The organism is Saprospiraceae bacterium, from assembly GCA_016710235.1.
In the GTDB taxonomy this organism is placed as follows: Bacteria; Bacteroidota; Bacteroidia; order Chitinophagales; family Saprospiraceae; genus Vicinibacter.
On record JADJLG010000001.1, the window covers coordinates 2,049,020 to 2,074,988 of the forward strand.

Annotated in this window: 15 protein-coding genes and 2 pseudogenes; 7 read left to right on the forward strand and 10 right to left on the reverse strand. The window is 35.9% G+C overall.

Going from position 1 to position 25,969, the window contains the following annotated elements; translation table 11 throughout:
* Nucleotides 1-151: 151 nt before the first annotated feature.
* The 3 genes from IPI99_08320 (at nucleotide 152) to IPI99_08330 (ending at nucleotide 3,724) form a co-directional block, all read left to right on the forward strand.
* A complete protein-coding gene (locus IPI99_08320) occupies nucleotides 152-1,120 on the forward strand; it encodes a di-heme enzyme (protein MBK7340519.1) in 969 nt (322 codons plus the stop codon).
* Nucleotides 1,121-1,229: 109 nt separating this feature from the next.
* Nucleotides 1,230-2,819, forward strand: coding sequence for a hypothetical protein (locus IPI99_08325; protein MBK7340520.1), 1,590 nt, complete (start codon nucleotides 1,230-1,232; stop codon nucleotides 2,817-2,819).
* Nucleotides 2,816-3,724: a hypothetical protein gene (locus tag IPI99_08330; protein ID MBK7340521.1), complete on the forward strand. Its 909-nt coding sequence runs from the start codon at nucleotides 2,816-2,818 to the stop codon at nucleotides 3,722-3,724. The genes IPI99_08325 and IPI99_08330 overlap by 4 nt, the downstream gene beginning before the upstream one ends.
* 40 nt (nucleotides 3,725-3,764) lie before the next feature.
* Here IPI99_08330 and IPI99_08335 read toward each other — a convergent pair whose 3' ends face one another.
* From IPI99_08335 to IPI99_08360, 6 genes are all read right to left on the reverse strand, one after another.
* Nucleotides 3,765-5,033: a hypothetical protein gene (locus IPI99_08335; protein ID MBK7340522.1), complete on the reverse strand. Its 1,269-nt coding sequence runs from the start codon at nucleotides 5,031-5,033 to the stop codon at nucleotides 3,765-3,767.
* Nucleotides 5,034-5,327: 294 nt separating this feature from the next.
* Nucleotides 5,328-6,245, reverse strand: a complete 918-nt coding sequence (locus IPI99_08340; GenBank protein MBK7340523.1) for a carbohydrate binding family 9 domain-containing protein — start codon at nucleotides 6,243-6,245, stop codon at nucleotides 5,328-5,330.
* A gap of 98 nt (nucleotides 6,246-6,343) precedes the next feature.
* Nucleotides 6,344-6,664: an IS30 family transposase gene (locus tag IPI99_08345; GenBank protein MBK7340524.1), complete on the reverse strand. Its 321-nt coding sequence runs from the start codon at nucleotides 6,662-6,664 to the stop codon at nucleotides 6,344-6,346.
* 112 nt (nucleotides 6,665-6,776) lie between these two features.
* Nucleotides 6,777-7,310: an IS30 family transposase gene (locus IPI99_08350; protein ID MBK7340525.1), complete on the reverse strand. Its 534-nt coding sequence runs from the start codon at nucleotides 7,308-7,310 to the stop codon at nucleotides 6,777-6,779.
* Between the two features lie 233 nt (nucleotides 7,311-7,543).
* The gene (locus tag IPI99_08355; GenBank protein ID MBK7340526.1) at nucleotides 7,544-9,760 is read right to left on the reverse strand and encodes a M56 family metallopeptidase; all 2,217 of its coding nucleotides are present in this window, start codon (nucleotides 9,758-9,760) and stop codon (nucleotides 7,544-7,546) included.
* A gap of 26 nt (nucleotides 9,761-9,786) precedes the next feature.
* The gene (locus IPI99_08360; protein ID MBK7340527.1) at nucleotides 9,787-10,173 is read right to left on the reverse strand and encodes a BlaI/MecI/CopY family transcriptional regulator; all 387 of its coding nucleotides are present in this window, start codon (nucleotides 10,171-10,173) and stop codon (nucleotides 9,787-9,789) included.
* 527 nt (nucleotides 10,174-10,700) lie between these two features.
* Here IPI99_08360 and IPI99_08365 point away from each other — a divergent pair.
* Nucleotides 10,701-14,528: a hypothetical protein gene (locus IPI99_08365; GenBank protein MBK7340528.1), complete on the forward strand. Its 3,828-nt coding sequence runs from the start codon at nucleotides 10,701-10,703 to the stop codon at nucleotides 14,526-14,528.
* 725 nt (nucleotides 14,529-15,253) lie between these two features.
* Here the strand turns inward: IPI99_08365 and IPI99_08370 are convergent.
* The 4 genes and pseudogenes from IPI99_08370 to IPI99_08385 all read right to left on the reverse strand — a co-directional run bounded on the left by IPI99_08370 (nucleotide 15,254) and on the right by IPI99_08385 (nucleotide 19,818).
* Nucleotides 15,254-16,788: pseudogene (locus tag IPI99_08370) on the reverse strand (IS1182 family transposase).
* Between the two features lie 130 nt (nucleotides 16,789-16,918).
* Nucleotides 16,919-17,716 (reverse strand): erythromycin esterase family protein, encoded by a 798-nt coding sequence (locus IPI99_08375; protein MBK7340529.1) that lies wholly within the window; start codon nucleotides 17,714-17,716, stop codon nucleotides 16,919-16,921.
* Entirely contained in the window at nucleotides 17,713-18,159 is a 447-nt protein-coding gene (locus IPI99_08380) for an erythromycin esterase family protein (protein ID MBK7340530.1), read from the reverse strand. Before IPI99_08380 ends, IPI99_08375 begins: the two co-directional genes overlap by 4 nt.
* Before the next feature lie 199 nt (nucleotides 18,160-18,358).
* Nucleotides 18,359-19,818 (reverse strand): annotated as a pseudogene (locus IPI99_08385) (IS1182 family transposase).
* Nucleotides 19,819-19,875: 57 nt separating this feature from the next.
* On the opposite strand from IPI99_08385, the gene IPI99_08390 reads away from it, so the two are divergent.
* The 3 genes from IPI99_08390 to IPI99_08400 all read left to right on the forward strand — a co-directional run bounded on the left by IPI99_08390 (nucleotide 19,876) and on the right by IPI99_08400 (nucleotide 25,964).
* The gene (locus IPI99_08390) at nucleotides 19,876-20,220 is read left to right on the forward strand and encodes a hypothetical protein (protein ID MBK7340531.1); all 345 of its coding nucleotides are present in this window, start codon (nucleotides 19,876-19,878) and stop codon (nucleotides 20,218-20,220) included.
* A gap of 216 nt (nucleotides 20,221-20,436) precedes the next feature.
* Entirely contained in the window at nucleotides 20,437-23,142 is a 2,706-nt protein-coding gene (locus IPI99_08395; GenBank protein ID MBK7340532.1) for a hypothetical protein, read from the forward strand.
* A gap of 218 nt (nucleotides 23,143-23,360) precedes the next feature.
* A complete protein-coding gene (locus IPI99_08400) occupies nucleotides 23,361-25,964 on the forward strand; it encodes a hypothetical protein (protein MBK7340533.1) in 2,604 nt (867 codons plus the stop codon).
* Nucleotides 25,965-25,969: the final 5 nt, after the last annotated feature.

Genomic DNA, 25,969 nt, shown 5'->3' on the forward strand with positions numbered 1-25,969 from the left:
GTATTTAGATTTTGTGTTTCAGTCGAACATAAGAGGCAGTTAAGGTGTTATCTGTAAGGTATCTTTTAATGAGGTGTATTGGTATAGGACTTGTTTCATTATTTTAGCATTGTTTACCGCTGGGTTTAGTGGTTATTCGCAAGATCCTGGGATGAATTCACCGGATGTGACCTTAGGCCATTTCCTTTTTTATGAGAAGAAATTATCGATAAATTCATCCAAATCTTGTTCTTCTTGTCACGACCCATTACTTGCCTTCTCTGATGGATATCGAAGTTCGGTAGGCGTCTATGGAGACCCGCTACCCCATAACTCACCTTCCTTGATCAATGTGGGTTCAAGAGTTTCTTTAGACTGGAAGAAAGCTGACCTCCATTTGTTGGAGGACCAAATGGATAGACCTTTGTTTTCCTTGACACCACCTGAACTAGGAATTGTAAATAATGACAGTTTGTTTTTGAATAAGTTTCGGACTGATAGCTTCTATAAAAAACTATTTAGAGAAGCCTTTCCTCATGAATTAAATCCCATTTCATTTACCAATATTAAAAAATCTATATCAGGCTATTTGCTGCAGTTAAATTCAAGACAATCGGCATTTGATAAATATAAGATTGATCCAAAAATGTATCCCTTAAATAAGGATGCAATGAAAGGGATGAAGATTTTTTTTGGAAAGAAGGCTTCATGTTTTATATGTCATGGTGGACAGGATTTTGACAAGCCTGAGATTGGTTCCCATTTTGCGAATACCGGTTTATATTCTTGTCGGGAATTGGACCCCGGAGAAATATCAAATGTGAAAAATGGTTTAGCAATAGATTCTTTGTCATTTCGTATTCCGAGTTTAAGAAATGTAGCACTCACAGGGCCATACTATCATGATGGAAGTGAAGATGAATTATTGGATGTAATCGGGAATTATGTTCGCGGCGGTAGAAATGTTGATTTTGGTGATTGTAAGGGTGAAGGATTTGTACATTTATTGAAAGATAGTAGAATGAAGAAGTTTCGGCTGTCAAATAATGAAAAATTGGAGTTGATCGCATTTTTAAATACACTTACAGATACTTCCTATCTTTGTAATAAACTTTTTATCAATCCGTTTGAAAATGAGTAAGTTAAGATTTTTTATACTAAATTTAATTGTATTCAGGTTTCTGAAGATTACAGTTTTTTTAGTTTTGGTATTGGAATTATCTGGGCAAGATTTGTTGGTAAAACGAAATATGCAAATATCTCACGTGTTGAGAGATTCTTTTCCTGTAATCAGATTAGTTTCAGGGAATCAATCAGAGGAGTTTATTGCTCAAGAATTATTTTTAAATTATCCCAAAACAAAGTCATATTTCTCAGAAGAGAAATCAGGCAAACCTTACCTGAACGAAATTTTTTCTGTTTCAAAAATAAGACCTTCTGATTTACCTCCGGGACAAAAATTGGAAAATCCTGATAAAGTTTATCGTGTGGAATTGTACAATTTTGGAATGAATCAATCTCTTATCGGATTGGTTGATGTTGAAAAAACCAAAGTTGTTTATTTCCACACATTTGAAAACTTTCAACCTGATATTCCACCTCATCTCGCAGCTTTAGCTGAAGATATCGCTTTGTCTGATCCTGATGTCATAAAACAATATGGTCAAGATTTAGACCCTCTGTCGGTGCGGATGTCTTCTACAAAAACAGCATTGAATAGGTCTTCCTGTCAGCGTTCACAACATCTGTGTGTGGCACCAACGTTTGTAAAAAATGAGCGCGCTATGTGGGTAATCGTTGATCTAACTTCATTGAAAGTGGTAGGTGTAAAATGGACAGAAGTTGGGAAAACCGGACCCGCCATTACGGAGCGAATGTTGCAAAATGAAAAAGTGATGACTTGTTATTGCGAAGTTGAAAACAAAGTAAGCAAGAATGGATGGTCTTTTTTATATACTTTGACTAGATCGGATGGTCTGCGAGTAAGTAATATATCATTCAAGGGTATCCCACTTTACAGAGATGTGAAAACAGTGGATTGGCACGTGTCTTATTCCAATACTGAAGGATTTGGATACAGTGATGCCATTGGTTGTCCTGAATATAGTCAAGCAGCGGTAGTTGCTGTCGAGCCACCTGTGATATATCCTATTATTGAAAATCAGGATACCGTTGGATTTGGTTTATCTCAGAAATATTTTAGTGAAGGTTGGCCCACGCCTTGCAGTTATAATTATGAACAGCACTTTGAGTTTTTTAATGATGGAAGTTTCAGACCTGTGATTGGTTCTATAGGACGAGGTTGTGGTAATGATGGCACATATCGCCCGGTAACAAGAATTAGTTTTTTTTCACCACAAATGAATTTTTATTCCGCTCAAAAGAATAAGTGGAAGAAATGGTCGATGGAAAATTGGGCTCTTGAAAATTTTCCTTCAGAATATTTTAAGAATAAATATTTAGGTAAATTTACTACAGGCAGCAAGTCATCTGAGATATGGATTGAAGGCAATAGGGGACAATTCGGAGATGGAGGTCGTGGAGATAAAGCATATTTTTATCTGACCAAAGATCATCCAAATCAAGATGAAGGTACAGTAGATCTTCCAACTATTGGTCCTTGTTGTAATTTGGACTATAAACAAGGCCCTGACAAGTTCATCGATCCTCAACCTGAGCCAATTGAAAATAGTGCATTGGTATTTTGGTATGTCCCACAAATTAAAAATGACGACAGAAAGGGTAATGAGTATTGCTGGGCTGAATCCGTGCTTGAGAATGGTGTGTTTGTACCCAAAATTTATCCATGCTTTTCGGGGCCAAAATTTATTCTGAAATGACATATTATTCAATATACTTTCAAGTTGTATTTTGCTTTGTTTTACTTTACTGTTCGAATGGACTTGATGCTCAATCTTGTGCAAGAACTCCAGGATATTTTGCAAATTTGGGTTTTGATCGGACAAGGTCTGCGCTGAGTTCTACAGAAAGAAAATTCGTTGGAGTAGTGCTTATAGAACTTTCTGATGTTCGTAATTTACAATCTGAACGCACAAAATTATATCAGCATCCAAGTTGGCGATCTGCCGGATATGTTGGCGCTATTGCTACAGACCAAGTAGGAAATTCATATATTTTGCCCAAGCCAACAGTTAATATGGAGAATAATCCGGAAGAGCATATGCATACAGTCTACAGAATTGATTCCAAAACCGGCATACTTGACTCATTTGTGAAATTGCCAATTCAATTTCATAGATCACTTCAAAATGTATTTGGACTCATGGGTTCTTATTATGATTGTGAGACTCAAACTCTTTTTGTAAGCACAGTTGCCGGATCTAATGCGCAACAACAGCTGGGTCAGGTTTATGCGATTGATGTGAATACAAGGAAAACTACTCAAATTCTCGATAGCACTGATATTCTTGGTCTGACACTGAGGAAGGAGTTAACTGGAGATTATCGATTATATTATGGAAGTGCAAGAGAATCAATAGTATATTCTATACCATTGGACAAAAATTTTATTGCGACAGCGGGACCTAAAATGGAAATTGATATCAATGGTATAGGCCCAAGAGGAGATGATCGAGTGAGGAAGATAAGATTTCAATCTGATGGGTCAATGATTGCAACCGGAACACCATTCTTTTATAATCTAACACCTGCTGCGATTAATCCGGAGAGTAATTATGTATTCATTCAAAATAAGGAAAGTGGTGTTTGGGAATTATACCGCTAAATATTTTTTGAATAATGAAAATTAGTATTTGACTTGAGTATCATCTATTCAGGTATTTTGCTCCATTAAGAAAGTAAACCATTTTTACACTGAAAAGATTGTCTTTGGCTGCGGACAAGATTTTATCTAATTGATTTCCGTAATCAGGTTGTTTTTTATTATCTATAGTTTGACTATGTTCGGCACTGTTTTTCCAAACCAGGGTCAAATAACTACCAGGACGAAATTGATACTGTAATACCGCGTCAATATTGAAAAATTGAATGCTAAAGTCATGCTCTCCATCATAATTGCTTGTGCCTAAACCGCCATCATCTTGCAGTACATAGAATCTATTGTGAATAAGGTTGGTATTATAATGTCTTGCGATAATGGAAAAACTGGCTAATTTAGTCATATTGTATTTGAAGTATATGGAATGACTCAAGGTAACTTGTTTCCTTTCCCCTATGATAATTTCATCATCAGACACATTTGTAACATAGCCTCTTTCATTGTACAGTGAGCTGTAAAACAAATTATAACTTACATTGATTTTATCATTGAAGCGATACGATGGTTCAATGCCAAAGCTGAAGTTGTAATAATTTTTTCTAAGTTCAATACTTGTACTATAGTATGCAAATAACCTCATTTTTTTTCGTGAATCTGTACTGAAATTGAATCCATTATTCCAATAGGGCAGGATTCTAAGTTTTTTTCCTGCAATACGTGGTTCGTTAAAATCATATGAGGCAAAGGGTTGGATGTAATTCCACCAATTCACGCTTCCTTGATTTTTAAGTCCGGCCCAAAATCCAATATTGCTGAACCAATTTGCGTATTTAAAAGGAGAGTATTGATTAGAATAACCACCGTTTATCCACCAGTTCGAGCTATTGAAATACTTATTGGCAGAAGTTTGATTATAAGTAATCCCTCCACCGGAGGTCATCCTATTATTCCCGGAGTAATAGCCTAAATCGGAAGGGTCCCATCTGTCACTTATAATGTCATTCCAAACATTCCAATTGATTTCTCCACTGATTTTTCCAAAGCTTGCTTCATTTGTATAGCCTAAACGAACTCGGCTTCCGGGATTAAAAATTGCGGATATTTTTGGTATGATGGCAAATTGATAGTTGTTTTTTTTATCTTTTTGGATATATTCAAGACCACTCACGTTTGCATCTCTATATAATCCACTACGGAGAGTGCTTGCATTGATTAATGAAACAGAGGATTGATTTGGTAGTAATTTTTGGATAACTGTGACATTGTAATTTGTCAATGGTGATACCAGTATTTTTTTTGTACTCCCTGAGTTCATATTTTTTATTTTCGCGTACGCTGGGGCGGAAACGGCATTAAATATTCCAATTCCCCATTTTGAAGGAGTCCGTCCGGAAAATTTTGAAGCATTGTAAAGTTGTGCTTCGAAAGGTATGGATTGGATAATTTCATATTCAGATAAATTGGGATTAATTTGTAAGTAAGAGTATGGAATTCCACCAACTCTGCGACTATAAAAAATATTACATTTATTGAATAGGTCAACAGCTTCGGTGAAAAAGGGTCGCCTTTCTTCAAACCGCTGTTCGAAAGGGCTAAGATTTAATACTTTTTAATCTGATGCAACTTGAGAGAAATCAGGTATGACAGTGGCATCCAATGTGAAATTTTCATTGATCCCATATTTGATGTCCATGCCTCCGGAAATCCCTTTTTGGACTTGTAAATGAGTATTTTCTTTATTTGCCTGATTGGGTGGAGCGCTTTTGTAATTCAATGAAATATACGGATGTAATGACAAGCGAAGTGCATTTTTTATATCTTTAATTCCTACTAAGTTGCCATATTGTCTCACTATACCATTAATATTTGGATTGATTGCTTGCCAGGAAGAGGTTTCACCATTTCGCTTCACAAATCTTGCGAATTGCAGACCCCAGTTTTGATCTGTTTTTTTTGGAAATCTGAGATTAAAAAGTGGAATTTTCATTTCTACACTCCATCCATCATTGGATTTTTGTACAGCGGATTCCCATACTCCATCCCAATTGAAATCGAGTAGGTTGGTTCCGTTATCCGTTTCAAATTTGCCCAATCTGGCATCAGCTTGTACTCCGGCTGCTGTCACAATAAATCGAAAACCGGTCAAGTCATCGTCATAAGTATCAAGACTCATCGTAAAATAATCCACGTTCGTTTCTCCCAGTTCATCTCGACTTGTAACTTGTGCACTCACTTTATTTGGATCATCATATAGTTGTGCTCCTACATAGATGTATTGATCTGTAAATGACATTCTGACCACAGTTTTAAATTCTGTCTTGGCAAATGGCATTGGTTCAAATTGTGTGAAATCACTTTGAGATTCTGCAACATTCCAGAAACTTTCAGAAAGTACTCCATCTACAATGATTGGTTCAGTTGTTTTTATTATGTGGTACGTTCTTTTTACAGGGAGAGTGTCTTGACCAAAAAGTGTACAGTAAATTGAGCAAAAGAATAGAATATGAAGATATATAATGGATTTCATGAATTTCAATTGAAGTATGTTTAGCAATCGTTTATGTGGATTGTATCAGAGCTGTAGTTTAAAATGGAAGCTTATTTTTTTTAAAATAAAAGCTGAATTCAACATTTAAGTGCGACAAGGTTCAAAAATACTTCATTTGGTGTTTTGTAACCTAATTTTTTTCTAGGTCGATTATTTATTTGGGATTCAATTCGATCCAAGTCAGTTTGCTTGAGCATGGAAAAGTCTGATTTTTTTGGCAAGTATTGCCGTATTAAACCATTGATATTTTCATTGCAACCTCTTTCATAAGCAGAATATGGATGAGCAAAGTATATCTTAGTATTCAATGCTTTAGCCAATGTTTGATGATCTGCATTTTCTTTTCCATTGTCTAATGTAATTGTGTGGCATAAGTTTTTATATTTTTCAATTTGCAACTGATTGTTTTGGCTGTGAATTTAGCTCCTTTGGACTCCAGCTTAATAATCTTTACAAACAAGGATTTTCTTTCCACCATACTGGCAATTTGGGACTTATGATTCCTTCCTACTATAGTATCTCCTTCCCAATCTCCATACCTTTTTGAGATTCAACAATCTTTGGTCTATCTTCAATACATACTCTGTTTTTGATAATTCCCCTTTGTTTATAGGTATTTTTGCGTCTTCGCCTTCTTCTGTGGGAATGTCTTAAATTACTCCATAGATCACCTCCTTTCCTTTTATCTTCATATACATATTGATATATGCACTCTTTACTAACCCTTTCATACTTATCAATATTCGCTCGACCTTCGATTTGCTCTGGGCTCCACTTGATTTTAAGTAATTGATCCACTTTGCATCTAAGATCGCTTGTAATTTTATTCTTCCTTCCCTTTCCTTGTGCTCTCTGTTCACTCCGATCCTGCGCTCTTGCGCTTCCATATAACTTGTATGAACCAGGTGAAGAGTTTCTATCGAGTTCCCGATATATTGTGCTTCTATGAAACCCTAATTCCAAAGCTATCTGAATAATGCTCATTCCTTGCCTTCTAAATTGTTCAATTAATACCCTTTGAGGGTAGGTGATTTGTTTATACATTTGTGTACAGTTAAAAATCTTGAGGGGAAAGTACCTATTTTTAGAATAGGTCTTTCTCCAAAAGAATATTTTATTAACTGTCGCACTTATTTATGGAATCTAGTAAATATATAACCATTAAAGAATGAATTATTAGAAAGTATAAGTGATTTGTACAATTTTATTTCGGATAATTCGGAAAAAATCACAAGGTGCACACTTGATTGCACCATGATATTACAATTTGGAAAAAATTAATTCATTTGGATTGATATTTGGATATGATCGCAGGATTTTGTTCCAGTTATTTGTTTATATAATGCTTGAATTTTATTAAATTCATTTCTTTCTAATGTTTTACCATTGGCGTTCATTTGGTCATCATTCCATTGAAAAATTAATCGGTCACCTTCATTCAAATTTCCTTGACGGATAAGTTCACTGTATAGGGAAATTTGCCAGAAATTCATATTATCTTTTCGATCCGCTGCTTGTTCTTGCTTATTGTAACTATCTTTTATATTAGAAATTTCTTCATTCATTTTAGAGAGTTCAGATTTTATCTTTTTTGTTTCCTTGTTTTGTTTACCATCTTGTTCTAAACTTTCAATTTGATTACTCAATTGATCTATGCACCATTGCAAGTTAGATCTAAAGTCTTCTATTGATTCTGTCTGTTCAAAATCCAGATCTTCCACTTCAACATGTAATTGATCAATCATTTTTTGAATTTCTTTTCGATCCGTTGAACCGGATTCGTGATCGATTGCTTGCGGGTCATTAATTTGATATGAAAATGAATTTTGCCAAGCAGTTTTGCTTATTCTATTTTTTCCTTTTTTGTCAAATTGATTTATACTATTGAAGCCACGGTCATCATTGATCATTTCTTGAATAAGAACTCCATTTTTATAAGTTTTGATTGTTCTAATACCTTTCTTGGAATCATTTTCAGCAATTACTGTGTATTCTCCCGTTTGAGTAATGGTTTTATTAATTCCGTTTGTTTTCTCTTCCGGATTCTGTTCAATTTTCGCAGTATTTGTATTATTTGATTCTGAGAATGAGTTGGAAATTATAAATGAACTGTTCACGTCTGAACTTTCATAGGCAGCAGGTTGATTTGCTTTATTTTTGAATTGATTATCCAGGATGGTATAAAAGTAGTCTTCAAACTTTGAAAAATTTTCTGGACTTACTTCTACACCGTTAAAATTGAGTTGATATACTTTATTTTCCTGAACAACAATTTTACTCGTCAGTTGATTGTTGGTGAATGTATAGGTCCCATCTGGTATTTGCTTCCGCAATAGGAAGGAATCTATCTTTGACAGCGACTTAGTATTGGATACAGTAATTTGAGATAACAATGGATGTTCAGTAGAAGAATTTGCTTTCAAATTAGTATAAGCTATACCTAATATTAGACCTGTCACCGCTATTAGACTAGCCCATCGGACATCAGTAGTATAATATTCTTCTCTTGGTTGAAGAATTCTTTTTACTCTTTCCAGTAAATGATATTTTTTACTTCCGGAAAAGCCAAGCGCTACATTGCGATCCCGATAATGCATTTGTTGTAAGAGAAGTAATGACTTCGCAAATTGGATGGGATCAGATCCGCAAGCGATGGCGATATCATCGCAGCAATGTTCTCGCTCCTCTCTCAATTTTGAGGATAAGTACCACACCATAGGATTAAAATAGTAAATCAATTCTATCACACTTTGCATTAAATTTGTCAGATAATCATTCCTACATACATGTGCCAATTCATGAAGTAATATGGCTTCGACGTCCTTTGGATCAAGTTTGTTAATCCATCCGGCAGGAAAAAGAATAATGGGTTTTAGGTGACCGATCACGATTACTGATAGGACCAGAGCAGATTCAGCAAGTTGTATTTGTTTATCTAAATTCATTCTCTTTTGAAGATTGATTTTCATAGTTTCCCAATAGTAGTCTACAGGGATCTGAAAATGTGATTTAATGTAATACACATAACTTAAACCTCCCAAAAATCTCACTAAGAAAAGAAGCATACCAATCAACCACAGGAGCATAATGAAATGAATGTTGTTGTTGATATATTGTGCAAAGGATTCAAAATAATTGAGAATGTAAGATGTTTCTTGTAGTTTAGAATCAGTCGGATCCGCTTGTAATATTGTTTCTTCAGATATTGGATTATAATTTTGAGGGTAGCTTGTTGGCACAAGGCTCATCGAAGCTGAATGTAATCGGCTTTCAAAGTTGGAGTAAATTTTGAAGAATGTGGAACAGTTGATGACGACAAAAAGTATATTGGCTGAGATCCATATTTTATATTTTAATGCAGGATTAAGTTTATTCAGAATGATGATGAGAATAGTTGTTGCCAATGCTATCAAGCTTGCCTGCCATAGAGAGTGGAGAAAAGTCCATGATAGACTATAGTATAATTTATAAATGTTGGGATTTAACGCTTCCATGTGAGTTTAATTGATCGTTGGGAAAATTATTTTTTGTTTTCCAGGGTTTCGATGAGGGTTTTGATTTGCGCCAATTCTTCTTTACTGGTTTCTTGGTTTCCTAGTAAGTTCATGACCAAGCTTGCTGCGTTCCCTCTAAACGCTTTTTCCATCAGTTTATGAACTACGGCACGTTGAGTTTCTTCTTCTCTTTGAACAGGAGAGTAGATGTGTATTCGATCTATGATCACGCGGTGCAACATTCGTTTTTCCATCATGATCTGCATGGTTTTGAGGGTGCTGGTATATCCAACTTCTCTCAACCTGTTGATTTCATCGTTGACAAATCGCACGTTCTGAGGTCCAAATTCATAGAGGATGTTGAGAATCTCCAATTCAGAATCTGTGGGTAGATTACTGTTTTCTTCGTTCATGAAAAAATTCATTTGTTGGCACAAACATACTACGATTTAATTCGTAGTCCAAATTTTTGCTACGTTTAATTTCGTAGAAAAATAAATTTATGTTTATTTAATGTATAAAGAACAGAATAACAATAATATATAGGAATATAGCCTCGGTTAAATTTTAAGCACAATGGATCTTTTACTGTTCCTAGTTGAAATTATAGAGTCGACACTGTTCTAGTTTGAGTAATTGGTTTTCTGTTAGGATAAGACTTGAAATTAAAGATTTATATTATATATATAAAAATATGTATTATAAAATGCATTGAAAAACACTATTATAAATATAATATAATTATTTAATTTTTAAAAAATTATAAACAATCATAATATGTAATTATTTTTGTGTCAGAAGATTAAATTGAACTAGTTTGACTAAAAGGGAATTTTAAAGATCCCTTTCTTGATGTTGACTTACAATGAACTGATTATTAAACTTATTGGATATGTCTCTTGAGTGCTTTTTCTACGGGCTAAATTGTATTTTCTGGCAAATGAAACTTTGCCAAAAATTGATGACAGGTACAACACGGAATTTTTGTTTCATATGTTTGATCCCAATTGTTTTCCTGTTTGTAAACCCTGATGGTATAAAAGCGGAATCAACTAACTCTAATATTGAAACACTATGTAATAACTCATTTGAGAATGCGATCAGTTTTCCTTTAGACTTTGACAAGCAGCATTCTGTAAGGCTTATGGATATTGGTGAAAGCGATTATCTTAGTTTTTCTTTCAATATTGGAGATTGTAATGTTCTACCTACCGATGTTTTACAACCGGGTTATGCTATTTATGTAAAACGGGTATACAATTCTGTAGAAGACACAGTATTGGTAATTAGAGATATAAGTGGTTTGGCTGCCAGATACAATGACCCGGCAAACTTAGCCTCAAACAGTGTGGACAATGGTCCTTACGCCCCAATTACCAGAGTGTGGAGAAGATCCCAGTTCGAAGGAAATGATTTACTTGGACTAACTTTTGATCCACGAAATAGAGAGATATATACCGCTACAGGAGTGATTTATAATAATGAAAATTTTATTTCAAATTTTGCCGGTACAGTAGATGCAAAAGTATATAAAATCAGCGCAGATGGCAATACGATTGATATTTTGGCTACTTTACCGGGCAACAAAGGTATAGGATGGATCGATATTGATACAATCCATAATCAAGTATATGCTTCCAATTTTGATGATGGCTTGATCTACGTAATTCCTTTGTCGGGAGGTCTTAATCAGACAGGTCCATTTATTACTTATTCTATTTTTCCACCGGACGAAATAAATGAAGCTTCAGCACCCACTGCGCCGGATTGGAATATGGCACCATTAGGTCAACGAATTTTTAATGTCAGCTTCAATCATCCTGAGTCGAGATTGTATTATTCTATTTGGGCCAATGACGTTGGAGGAGTTCCACCTACTACAGATTTAAATTATGTGCGTTCTGTAGAAATTGATATGTCAGGATCCATCGCAGCTTCGACTGATGTATTAGAGATAACAATACCAGTTTTGTACAATGGAACTTATAGTAATCCGGTTTCCGATATCGAATTTGATTTTTCAGGTAGCCGTATGTTGTTGGCAGAACAAGGCGTGAGTTCTGAAGTTGGACAAGGTGGTAATGCTCACAGTTCAAGAATTTTAGAATACCAAGGTTCTACTGGAAATTGGCTTGCTGAACCAACAGATAAATTTTTAATTGGTACTTGTTGTGGCGGACCTGCGGGTTATTCTGGGACTGATGCCAGAGGTGGGATTTCATTCGCACCTGGTGCGGTGTACGATGGCAATACAATAGGATCTCAAGATTTTATTATTGCGACAGCAGACGCCGTTTCTGATGATTACAATTTACCTGATCATAGAAGATGGGTTGATGGAGCTGGATTTATGCCTTCAACTGGTTCATATAGCTCGTTGCAAGTACTTGGATTGGATTTAGATGGAGATCGAACTTATCCTAACAAAGGCGCTTATGGAGATATTGAAGTTTTCACTTGCCCTTTGATCCCAGTACCTTATGATTTGGCATTGGTGAAAACTGTAAACTCAAGCGTGTCTAGTGGACCATTTCAAAATGGAAGTACAGTAAGTTTTAAAATACGTGTATATAATCAAGGAACTCAAGCTACGCAGAGTATTCTTGTGAGAGATCAGTTTCCGGCTTCGCTTGTTTTGGCAGATGCAAACTGGTCATTAATAAATCCCGGGGTTGCTGAAAGAACTATCAATACAATTATTGAACCCGGAAATTATGAAGACATCACTATTGATTTTACGGTGAATACTACTAGTGGAAGTATTACAAATTATGCAGAAATTATTTCATTGCAAGACATTTTAGGAAACTCAGTCGTTGATTCTGATTCAGATGGAAGTATTGGTGCTGGAAATGATATCAATGAATTAGACAATTATATTTATGGGATCAATTCCTCACAAGATATTGATGACATTGACCCGGCTACGATTTGGGTCGGCACTGTGGGTATAGGTAATTTAGTGTACATCGACGATAATCGCAATAATTTATTTGATTCAGGTGAAGGTATCGAAGGAGTAAAAGTTTACTTATTCAGACCGGGATTCGGTGCTGATGGAGTGATTGCAACGTCTGACGACGGCATGGTCGTGGATTCAACTGTAACTGACATCAATGGTGAGTACTCATTTCTCAATTTATCTCCGGGACGATATTATGTCCAGATACCCTATTTTGAGTTTAATAATGGAGGCCACTTGCCCCTATATTCATCAGTACCGGGAAATGGTGCGGACAATAGCATTGATGACAATGCAGATGAAAACGGAATTGATGAAAACGGAATGACAATGGGAAGCCCATTACTCATGGGTGTGAATAGTGAATTAATCACTCTTTTGCCCGGTCAAGAAAGTACATCTGAATTAGGCTTCAATGGCGGTTCCGATACTCCGGATGCTGATATAGATTACTCTGTAGATTTTGGATTTTATAGTGGAGTTGGAATTGGCAATTTAGTTTGGCTGGATTTGAACGACAACAATTTATTCGATATTGGAGAGGGAATTGGAGGAATAGCTGTCAACTTATATAGGCCAAACTATGGTCCTGATGGCATTACCGGAACCGCGGATGACAACGATATTGTCAATTCTACTTTAACAAATGGTGGTGGGCATTATTACTTTCAAAATCTGCCAAATGGCGATTATGTAGTCGAAATTCCCAGTTCAAATTTTCAAAATACATTACTCAGCTATGCTGTGAGTATTCCCGGTAATGGAGCAGACAATGGAGTCGATGATGACATTGACGAAAATGGTATAGATGAAGGTATAAGTTGGATCAATGGCGTTCGGTCTGATACAATTCATTTGCAAATAGGTACTGAACCGACTACCTCGGAGAGTGGTTCAGAGGGAAGCTTTGATCAAGACCAAGACAATAATAATGATTTAACAATTGATTTTGGCTTCAAACCCACTGTCGGATTAGGTAATGTTGTCTGGATAGATACAAACAACGATGGAGTTTATACCACCGGAGAGGGAATAAATGGAGTATTGGTAGAGTTATATCAACCCGGATTCGGGCCGGATAAAATTGCTGGTACAGCTGATGACAATGATGTCGTCAGTAGTTTTACAACGGTTGATATTGGCTTTGGCCCAGGTACATACTTTTTCCCAACCCAACCCGGTGTATTCCAGGTACGCATCCCGGCTTCCCAATTCCAATTTGGTGGCTCATTATATGGTTACTTGAGTATTCTTGCCGGCGGAGGCGATAATCAAATTGATGACAATGTAGATGAAAATGGTATTGACAACAACAACCCGGCAGCAAACGGCATCTCATCTGCATTGATCACACTAGACTATGGTACGGAACCTATAAACGAACCGGGATTTTTAAATTTTGCCGCCGGACCATTAGATTCTTATTTGGATTTTACAGTTGACTTTGGATTTTTTTATTCTCCGTGCATCATTTCGGATATTTCAATCACTGTCAACCCATGTAATCCGTCAAATAACCTATATTCTGTCGATGGCACTTTGACATTTAATAATCCGCCAGCAACAGGCACCATTACATTAACTGTGAGTGGGGGGGGATCTACTGTTTTAAATCCTCCTTTTGCAAGTCCACAAAGTTTTTCAATTACCGGTTTAAATTCAGATGGTGCAGTACATACGATTACTGCGACATTTAGTGTTGACCCAAGCTGCACGTACAATAAAGACATTACAGCACCGGTAGACTGTTCTACAGTTGTGTGTCCGGTAAAACGCTGTGCAACTGTAAAGGTAACCAAAAATTGAATCCTTCTCTTAGCAAATGGCTTTCATAACATTACTTTGGGCTGTTCCATTTGCTGTAAAAGAATAATTATGAACAAATCATGGGGATTTGAAAAATAATCATGTTGTATTCATGAGATTAAACTGAATTCCGTAATATTATATATATAATTGATATTCAATTTAATACAAATTAATTAAAAAAATATAAGAATACATATTACAAGTATTGATAATGTGTGTAATTTTGTATTCAGGAATTAATATTTGTATTAAGGTGCAAGCATCAAAGTTTATTGCTAATGACAGGTGGACCTCCTCAAATTGTGTTGTTGAGTTAGATGTTGTTGCCACAAAAGGGGCTATTACTTCTCAAATTGTTTGTAATAACAGATATTCCCCAGCTACATCGGTATAAACTTTGCCCGCACCGTGTCCTGTCAATACTTGTACTTCGGGCGATCTGGGCGGTTTAGTATTTAATGACTTTAATGTTTACAGGATTCAACAAGCTGGTGAAACATTTTGCACCGATGGTATAACTATTACCTTATTGGATTTCATTGGCAACAATTTTAGCACCACCTCGAATATTAATGGGATTTTGACAATAGCTAATCCATCGACTTTCCCAATTAGGGTTGAATTTTCAAACTTGCCTGCTTAAATTTTGACTAACGTCAGACTGTCTAAAAACTCCAATTATTCTAGCAATAATAGCCAAAAACGACGGTTTTAGGTGCATTCTAAGCGACTTTTATTTTTGCATGGACAAAAATGCGTTGAAAAATTGGTGGGCGCAAATTTGAGTTTATTGATCGATACAAATCAATTATAGCGAAATATGACAAAACGAGTCCTTCCAGGTACTTTTTGAACTCATTTTTGCCAATGATATTAATCAATCTGCATAGATTAAAGGCAGTGAACATCATGCCTACATCTGCACTTGCTCTTTTGATGGATTTTTTGGTCATAATGTAATAAAATCCCCATCGTCTTTTAATCACACCGTAAGGGTGTTCCACTATGGCTTGGCGCTTTTTATATAGCTCTGGATCATTTTCAATATTACCTTTATTCTGTTCGATGTAGGGTGCATATTCAGATCGTTCGATGATTCTTCCATTTGTTGCACTTGTGCATAAATCACGTGCTGGGCATGTCTGGCATTTGTTGGTTTTATAATGTTTAACTTTGTAATATGATCGACCTGTGTTTCGCTTATACCAATTGCCGTTTGTGGTTAATTTTCTCCACGTGGACAAGTGTATTTATCTTTATTTTCATTGTAAATAAATTGATCATAATTATAATTCGGATCGGGTGCAAATGATGATACACCTGGTATGGCTACCATGGGATTTATACCCATCGTGCAGGCAGTTTTTAGTTCTGATCCGGTGTGATATCCTTTGTCGTAAAGTGCTGTAAAATCTGTATGGCCTAAGATGATTTTTTGTCCTGCGAAGCATACCACCCATTGCCTTGCTGTCGTTTTCGTTGGTAACTTTATAATCTACTAGCAGACAATGTTTTGCATCCACTGTGGTTTGAACATTATAGCCTACTTCTGTAATGTTATTGCGTGTGATGAGTTGACGACTATCAGGATCGCTAGTCGATACTTGGACTTCACCGGTTTGCTCTAATTGTTCTGTGAGATGATTATAAAATTCCTTTCGATTATTGTGCTTTTCTATTTGATTTTGTATGATGGCTTTATTGTCAACATCAGCATTTTCTAATGCTTCATTGTATTCATTTAATTTGTTATCAATATATGCTAAATGCCTTTCTATTTTCTTAGGGTTGTAATTATTTTTTTTGGAGTTTTGTGCCCGTAATTTTGTGCTGTCGCCTGCGATCAATTTACCGCCGATAAGATCAAACATTTTTGCAATACTGACTGTGTATTGAAATACTTTGCGAATAGCTTTCTCATTATCTCTCCTGAAGTTTGAAATAGTGTTATGATCTGGTGCCAACTCTTTCAATAGCCACATCACTTCGATGTTTCTGTGACACTCTTTTTCGAGTACTCTTGATGATCGCATCGAATTTAAATATCCATAGATATATAATTTCAAAAAATCCTTTGGATTATAAGATGGTCGTCCTTCGGTGTTTGCGTTTTACGATAAATTTGAAGTCTTCCAAGTTGATCGATTCAACGAATAAATCAATAATCCCTTACTTCATTATCCTCATCGACTAGATCATCCAAACACTTCGGAAAAAGTAATCCTTGATTTCGATTATTTCCTTGTATGTATTGCATACATAAATATACGAAATAATCAAAATGTGGCTATTTTTTTTAATAAAATATCGATTTAGTTTTTAGACAGTTTGACGGTTGGCACTGGCGACGGACGCAGCATTAGCAAGTCTGTCCGTCCAGTGCATTGTTAGTGGATGTTTTTCATTCGGTTTACTGCTTCTGTGTATTCGATATATACAATTCCATCGTAAGATAAAGCTAAATTAATCTTTGTGTATCTGCCCATACATCCTTTTTGACCAAAACAGCCCATGATGTCGGAAACTGTCTGCTTTTTAAAAAACCAATCCGGTTTTGAACCGCTCAAATCAAGTAAACAATCTTTACCTACAAAATTTGAGAGGAGATTTCCCATTGTACCCTTTTTTGCAGGTGTAATTGTCAATTCTCTGAAAATAACTTCTTCATCTACAATATCAAATCCTAAAATTTTTCCTTCGTTGAATTCGTAACCAATGGCATAATATTTAGTGCCAAGATTAAGTTTTAACCAATAACCCATATCTTTTTCTCTTGGATTTGCGGTTATATGCCCATTGTGGGCTGAAAGCACCATTTTTATATTATTACCTTCAATTTCAAGTATGTGTTGGACATTATCTGCCATAAATCTTGCACGATTTAATCCATTCTGATTTTCACCATTTCTTTCAGTATCACAAAAGTATTTCAAATTGTTCAATACAGTTAAAGATGTCTTTTTGAAAGTCGTATCCTGGTCTGAATCGGAAATTCTCGTAGCAAATGAAGTTATAAAATTCGACAATAGCGGATATATTCGTTGAGCTAATTGCTTGTCTCGTATGCGTTGCAGCTGCAATAAATCTTCTAACAATGAAAGTTCTTCGTAGTTGAAATTATATCCAATGATATGACTGACGGATTTCAAATAATCTACACTCCCCTTTCGACATTTGACAGTCAAAACCGTAAAACTTTATTTGCACTTGATGACTTGTTCATATTATATGCTCTCATCCACTCAATAAGCTTTACAAATTCTTCAATTTGCCAAACACCATAATTAAGGTTTATTAGGCTTTCTTTTGCACTTCCTTGTCCATATAGGATATATTGATTAATTTTTAATGCTTCTGAAAAGCCTGCTTCCAATGCGAAAATTTTATAACCTTCATTTTCAACAAGCCATTTAAAACTGTTGATTTTATGTTCAAAAAAACTCCTTTGACCATGAGATGCTTCACCAAATCCAATGATTTGCACTTCTGGTTTCAAGATAATTGAGCTCATCCCATAGGTGCTATCAATCTTTTTGTAATTCTGTTTTACCCAATTCTCTATTGGGTGTATCTGACCATATACACTTTGAATTAAAAAAAATAATATTATTCCAAAGGTTGCCTTCATTTTAATATCCACTAACGGCAGACTGTGAAAATACCATATTTTTTGTTTTCAACTGCATAAATCACCCGGTAAAATTTCATATAACCGAATTTTAGACATGATACAGGCAATATTTTTATAGACCGCCGAGTAGGTTACAAAAAAATAAGAGCTCCCACAGGCTTAAAACAAGCCAATTTTGAGAAAAATTAGGGTCTTTCTTGTAAGGAGAAACCCAATTTCTCAATTTTTCGATAAGCATCGGAACCCCTAGTATAGAGAAACATCGTTTGATGTTGTATACAAGCATTATTAAACTGTGTTCACCATTGACTTTTACTAATCCTTTAAGGTTGGTGTAATAATATCCCCATTTTCTTTTTATGGTACCAAAGATATGCTCATTAATTTCTTGTCTCTTACGGTACAATACTGCATTGTCTTTATAGCGTTTATTGTTCTCTTCTACCGCAGAAGCAAATTCACTTCTCTCTATTTCTCTGCCTCCACTTGCTCTACCTGTACAGAGATGTTTTACCGGACATGTTTTACAGTCGGGTGTTCGGTATTTTTTAAATCTATAACTGTTATGATTATCTCTTGATTTTTTATGCCAGGAACCTGTTGTATTTAAAATATTTCCTTGTGGGCATGTATAACAATCGCTTTCTTCATCATAAATGAAATTGGTTACTACGTAATCTGGTGTAGTTCCATGTGTGTTGCTATTCACTATTTCAGAAGGTGCAACGATTGTAACAATATTTGCATCTTTGCATTGCTGAATTTCTCGCCCATTGTGATAGCCTTTATCTAGAATAGCAATAAAATTATCTGCAGCTAAATTTGCTTTTGCTTCGAGTGCGATATCGGTTAAGGCATTCCTGTCATTGCGATTTATGGTATGAGTGGCAATGACCAATTTATGTTTTTCATCAACCGCAGTTTGGACATTGTAACATACCTCCACGACTTGTCCATGAACCAACAATGCTCTGGAATCCGGATCAGTAGTACTTATCTGTGGTTCGTTTGTAGTAAGGAGTTGTTCCTGAAGAATTTCATACTTAATTTTGTTCTTCTTAAGTCTATTTATTTTTTCTTGAATGTCAGAAACTTTGATTAAGTCGTCCTGGGAATCATTTTGTTCAAGTAGATTGATGTATTCTGTACTTTTCTCTTCAATATAGGCTAAATGTCTCTCAATTTTCTTTTGATTGTAATTATTCTTTTGCTGTTGTGGGCTCTTGACTTTGTGCCATCAATAGCAACAACTTGTCCACTGACTAAATCGATATCCTTCAAAAAGGAAACAAATAATTTGAACACGTTTTTTTAATGCTTTAGGATTGTCTTTCTGAAATCAGCAATGGTATGATAATTTGGTTTCAAGCCTAATGTTAACCACTGAAGTTCGATATTGCGACAGCATTCGGTTTCTAATCGGCGACTACTTCTCAAACCATTTAAATAGCCATACAAATAAATTCTAAGAAGTGTAGCAGATTCAAAACTAGGTCGACCCTCATTCTTTAAAGTCTTTACTTCAAATCCAAGTTTTAACAAATCTAATTGCTCTACAAATGCGTCAATAAATCGAACGGGATTATCCTGTCCTATTGAGTCTTCCAATGAACTCATCTGCATTTGTAATCTTGGTATGCCGGTAACATGATTCATAATGTATAAAAATACACATTACAATTAATATTGCCACGATTTATTTATATTAATTTTTTGGGAGTTTTTTCACAACCTGACGGTACGCCAGCCATTAGCGCTGATGATTGGTTCACCTTGACGGTGACAGGCACAGTCACTGATGGAAGTGGAACTTATGTCGTAAAAATAGGAGCCTATACCAGTCCTGGCACTCCTAGTGGCATGCCCATAAGCATTACAGGAAATGGCCAAGGAGGGAATCCATTGTTACAAGCCAACGGAAGCAGCACTTATACCATCAGAATAGAAGACTCAAGCGACAGCACATGTTTCAGTTCCATATCTGTTGGGCCGGTACTGGCTTGTAGTAACTGCACGGATCCAAACTGTTTTAATGTCACGAAACAGATTATTAGATAGCTAATAATGAGTGGTTTATACATTTAAAATATTAAATATATAGACATATTATAAAAATATATAATATGTATTTACATTTGGGTCGTCTTTATCTCCATCCCTCTCAGTAAATTTTAATGGATCAAAAGAGTATTTAATTATATTTTTATGTATTACATAAAAATATAATATATGGCACAATTATTGTCTTCTCAAAATGAATGAATTCGAATGAAAATGAAAAAGTACTACTTTTTAGGAGTATTAGTATTCATCTCCTATTTCTTATCTGCACAAATTTCTGGAACTGTTTTCAGAGATTTTAATGGGAACGGTACTAAGGAGTCAGCTGAACCACTTGTCGCTGGTGTTGTTGTTAAAGCATACGATGTCTCGGGTGCTCAATGTGGTACTACTCAGACAAGCACATCTGCTGTTGCTCCCAATTACACCATTAATGGATGTTCTGGTCAAGTGAGGATAGAATTTGAAATACCTGCAAGTGCTTGTCAATTGTCAAATAGCATTGATTATTCAGGTTTAAGCGGCAGTGCATATGGATCAAGTGTTCAGTTTGTAGGCGCAAATTCTTCAAATGTCAATTTTGCAGTGCATTATCCATCAGAATACGGCGGATCTAGTACTTTTGAGCCTGCAATTTATTCCATATTGCTTAACTCTGGTGATCCAATACCTACAACACCTCCTCCTCCGAATGATCCTTCTTACACAGCCAATAAGCCTACGGTGACGATAAGTAACTACTTATTTGACGATCCACGACCTTCCAATAATACAGAATTTTATTCATTTGATTTTTCTGGTGGTTTGGATACCTTAGCTAAAGCCAGCCAAACTGGCACTCTTTGGGGAAATGCTTATAGCAAACAAGCTAATAGAATATTTGTTTCTGCTATGATAAGACGTCATTGTGGTATGGGACCATTGGGTCCAGGTGGAATTTATATGATCAACCCGGCTTCACCAGATTTAAATGCAAATCTAGCATTTGCAAATTTGGATGCTTTGGGATTTTCAACCCACGCTGCATCTGGAGCCTATAATATCAAATCTAATACAACTAGAGCATTACCTGCTCAGCCTAATTTCACTCCAACGACAGATGCAGATGCTTATGATCAGGTAGGAAAAACCTCATTAGGTGATATGGATATTAGTGAAAATGGTAGATATCTTTTTGTGATTAATCTCTTTGACAGGAAGATTTACAGATTGGATTTGCAGGATCCTGCCAATCCTCAAATTCCCACTGCTGCTCAGATTAGCTCTTATAATATAACAAATCCTTGTTCTTCATCAACAGATGGCGAATTCAGACCGTTTGCATTAAAAGTTTATAGGGGTAAACTATATGTTGGATTGGTTTGTAGTGGACAAGATGCATCGAATAATGAAGTGGCTACGAGTTCAACAGATATTTCACTAACTGTTTATGAATATGATTTAGGAATAAATAATATACCCTCTGCTCCTGTTTTATTTTATTCTCAGGATTTTTCTTATAGAGAAACTGATGATCTACAGAACTATGCAATACCAGCACCAATGACTGGAAATGGTGGAGCTAAATGGCGATCTTGGATGAATGAATTCACCACATACGAGAACGAACCTATGTTGACTGATATCGAATTTGATAATAGTGGTGACTTATTATTAGGCATTTCAGACAGAAATGGTTATCAGACAGGTGGGGGAAATAATGATTTAAATGGCAATGCTCCCAATACTAAAGTTTATGCAAATGGAGATATTATAAAAGTAATTAAAGCCAACTGTAATTTTTCAACCACAGCTTCAGGATCATATTTGAATAATGATTTTTATCAAGATCAAGCAAGATGGGGACAGGTGATATGCGGAGGAGCAGTCTATTGTCATTCAGAGACAGTTCTGGGAGCATTGGCAGCATATAGACAAGGCGACAAAGATGAAGTTGTAACTACTGCATTAAATCCTGCAAGAGACGTATCTAATGGATATCTAATTTTCAATAATTTAAATGGCGATCAGCTTCGAGGGAATGAACTGTTTAGAGATGACTGTAATCCAAATGCTTCAGCCTGTTTGTGGAAGTCAGCGGCTATGGGAGATATAGAGTTACTGGGTCTGGAGTCTCCGATCGAAATCGGCAACCGCGTTTGGAATGATACAGATAATGACGGCATTCAAGATCCGGGAGAAGCAGCGATAACAGGAGTCACAGTCCAATTAGTAAAAACAGGTAGTGTAATCGCTACTGCACAGACGGACGCCAATGGAAATTACTATTTCAGTAGTGGTACAGGTATCAATACTGCTTCAGTGATATATGGTATTATACAGCTTATGCCAAACATGGCCTATACCTTGAGAATACCATCATACAATACTCAGACAGCACTTTTGAATATGAACCCTACAACCGCAAATACAGGAGGAGCGGGTCAGCCAGATGTGCGGGACAGCGATGGCGCAGTATCTGGAAGTAATGTAGAAGCATCCATCTTAACAACAGATATCCCAATAAACGGAGCCAATAATCATACCTTTGATTTCGGATTTGCGATGGTTAATATTTGTTCGACCTCTGGAATATATACTACACAATGCAATGATAACGGGACCCCGGCGAATAGTACAGATGATTGGTTCACCTTGACGGTGACAGGCACAGTCACTGATGGAAGTGGAACTTATGTCGTAAAAATAGGAGCCTATACCAGTCCTGGCACTCCTAGTGGCATGCCCATAAGCATTACAGGAAATGGCCAAGGAGGGAATCCATTGTTACAAGCCAACGGAAGCAGCACTTATACCATCAGAATAGAAGACTCAAGCGACAGCACATGTTTCAGTTCCATATCTGTTGGGCCGGTACTGGCTTGTAGTAACTGCACGGATCCAAACTGTTTTAATGTCACGAAACAGATTATTAGATAGCTAATAATGAGTGGTTTATACATTTAAAATATTAAATATATAGACATATTATAAAAATATATAATATGTATTTACATTTGGGTCGTCTTTATCTCCATCCCTCTCAGTAAATTTTAATGGATCAAAAAGAGTATTTAATTATATTTTTTATGTATTACATAAAAATATAATATATGGCACAATTATTGTCTTCTCAAAATGAATGAATTCGAATGAAAATGAAAAAGTACTACTTTTTAGGAGTATTAGTATTCATCTCCTATTTCTTATCTGCACAAATTTCTGGAACTGTATTTAGAGATTTTAATGGAGATGGAATAAAACAAAGCGGTGAACCTTTAATGGGAAATATAATAGTTAAAGCATATGCTCCTGGATCTTCCATTGCATGTGGAAATGCTATTACTACTGCTATCTCTAGCCCTAATTATTCTATTTCAGGATGTAGTGGGAACGTTAGGATTGAGTTTGAGATTCCATCAACAAATACCTATCCTAATGGTCCATTAGCTGGAATTGATTTTTCTTCATTCATTGGAACGAATAATGGTTCATCTGTACAATTTGTAACTGCTAATCAAACAAATGTAGACTATGGTATATTTTATCCGGGTGGATATAGCAACCAAAGTGTTAACAATATAAAATTAACTGTTCCTACATACAACTCGGGTGATATTACAGATCCTGGTAGTAATGCTATTAATGATAAAGCAATGATAACATTCCCATATCTTGCAAATGGTAGAGAGGATCAAATTGATCAAACAGGTACGGATAATTTTACTACTGCAACTGCTGGTGAAATTGGTTCAACCTGGGGATTGGCTTATCAGAAAGACCAAAAAAGGTTATTTGCATCTACCTTGTTAAAAAGGCATGTAGGATTAACCAGTAATGGAATTGGTATTATTTGGAAGATAGATATGAATGACCCGACAAATGCTGGTACGCCTTCAATTTTCTATGATTTCGGTTCTTTGGCTGGTACGATTGGCTCCAATGCTTCAAGAGATATTCCAGCTGATAAAACTAAAAATTCGGTCGATGTTGAAGCCTTTTCTAAAGCTGGGAAAGTAGGTTTTGGCGATATTGAAATCTCAGATGATAACATGACATTATATGTTGTAAATTTAAATGATAGAAAAGTATATTCGTTAGATGCTACAGCTACCACTGCAAGCAGTGCCGCGGCTTTACCCAATTATCCAGACCCAGGTTGTGCTAATGGAGTTACTAGACCCTGGGCTTTAAAATATTGGAGAGGAAAATTGTATCTTGGAGTAATTTGTGATGCTAGCAGTGGGGGTACAAGGTCCAATTTAAGTGCTTATGTTTATGCATTTAATCCAACTACTAATACTTGGAATACAACACCAATCATTACTTTCCCCTTAGATTATAATAAAGGCTCAGTTATAAGTGTAAGTACGGCCCCATATTGGAATCCATGGACTGACAACTTTAATGATTTTGAATTTAAAGGTGGCGATTATTACAATGCTTTCTTACATCCACAACCCCTTCTATCTGATATAGAGTTTGATGAAGAAGGGTCAATGCACTTGGCTTTTGTAGATAGATCTGGATTTCAAATTGGTCATAGAAATGCACTTCCAACAGCAACACCATTAAATAAAGAACTTGCAATTAATAATGGAAATGGGATTTCTAGTGGCGATATTTTAAGAACATATTTGAATCCTGCTACAGGTTTATATGAATTAGAAGAGGATGGTAAAGCAGGAATATATACTTCTTCAGGTTCAGGGACTGGTATTTCAGGATATGGTGGAGTCAATTCTTTACAAGGACCATCAAAAAATAATCCAGGAGAATTTTATTGGGATGATCAAGTATCTAGTGGTTGGCATTCTGAAATTAGTGTTGGAGGACTTGTATATGTACCAGGACAAAAAGAAATTGTCCTTTCTGTTTTTGATCCAATCACCTTAGATGCTGGAGGTGTAGAATCTTTTAGCATAACTGATGGTAGTTCTACGAGAAGATATCAAACATATTATGGAGCAGCTGTTGATGAAGGTGGGCCTGGGAAAGCAAATGGTATGGGAGATATTGAAATATTAGGAGATGTCCCTTCCATCGAAATAGGAAATCGTGTATGGATGGATACTAATAATGATGGAGTTCAAGATGCCGATGAAATGGGATTAGATGGTGTTACAGTTAAATTATATAGTGTTACTACTTTAATTTCAACAAAATCAACCACAAATGGTGGGCAATATTATTTTGGAACAGCAGATGGTGTTTTGCCCAATACTACTTATACTATAAGAATTGAAGCAGCTAATATTCCTTCTGGAAAGTTTGTTACTTTGAAAGATCAACCAACAGGTGGCATTCAAGACTTAGGCGATAATGATGCTAGTTTAGTGGGAACAAATGCAGATATAACATATACAACTGGTAATGCTGGTGAAAATAATCATACTTTAGATTTTGGGTTTAAGTCTGCTGCAACTTGTTCTGTAAGTTTGACAGCTACACCGGGCAATTGCAATCCTATAAATAATCAATATACGTTAACAGGTAGCGTAACCTTCAGCAATGCGCCGACAAGCGGCACCATGACAGTTAGTGTAAGCGGAGGCGGAAGTCAGACCTTCACACCACCATTTACAAGCCCACAAAATTATTCGATTACCGGACTTACAGCAGATGGAACAAGTCATACGGTTACAGTAAGTTTCAGTGCAGATGCAACTTGTAGTAATACTACAACTTATACTGCACCGGTGAGTTGTAGTACTAACTGTCCGGTAAAGAGGTGTGCAACTGTGGACGTTAAGAAAAATTAATTTCC